Here is a 469-nt window from a genome sequence, read left to right as displayed (position 1 = left end):
AACTGGTGTTCAGTCTATTTCTATCACATATCCGAATTTTTAAAGAACGATCTGACAAAAGTCAGAAATCAACATTCATCTACGAATGTTCATTTCTAAGTTCTGATCAAGTAAAGCGAGTGGTGGAGCCAAGCGGGATCGAACCGCTGACCTCCTGCGTGCAAGGCAGGCGCTCTCCCAGCTGAGCTATGGCCCCGCATATTGGTAGGTCTGGGCAGATTTGAACTGCAGAAGAGCCGTCCTCACCACTCTTTATTAAGAGGCGTGGGGTGCTCATCATTCCAACCAAAATTGGTAGGTCTGGGCAGATTTGAACTGCCGACCTCACCCTTATCAGGGGTGCGCTCTAACCAACTGAGCTACAGACCTATATAGGGTCTTGATCGTCTTCGACAATGAATCAAGCAATTCGTGTGGGAGCTCATCAGCAGGCTGATGTCGTCGATTAAGGAGGTGATCCAGCCGCAGG

The 469-nt window shown here is 48.8% G+C and carries 2 tRNA genes; both read right to left on the bottom strand.

Annotated elements, in window-relative coordinates:
- Positions 1-120 precede the first annotated feature (120 nt).
- Positions 121-196 (bottom strand) — tRNA-Ala (locus LU684_RS30485).
- Positions 197-292: 96 nt separating this feature from the next.
- Positions 293-369: transfer RNA gene (locus LU684_RS30480), tRNA-Ile, on the bottom strand.
- Positions 370-469 lie beyond the last annotated feature (100 nt).

Source organism: Pseudomonas sp. NMI542_15 (assembly GCF_021283425.1).
Lineage (GTDB): Bacteria > Pseudomonadota > Gammaproteobacteria > Pseudomonadales > Pseudomonadaceae > Aquipseudomonas > Aquipseudomonas fortuita.
Note: the sequence above shows the minus strand (reverse complement) of the source record. Positions and strands in the feature narration are given on the sequence as shown.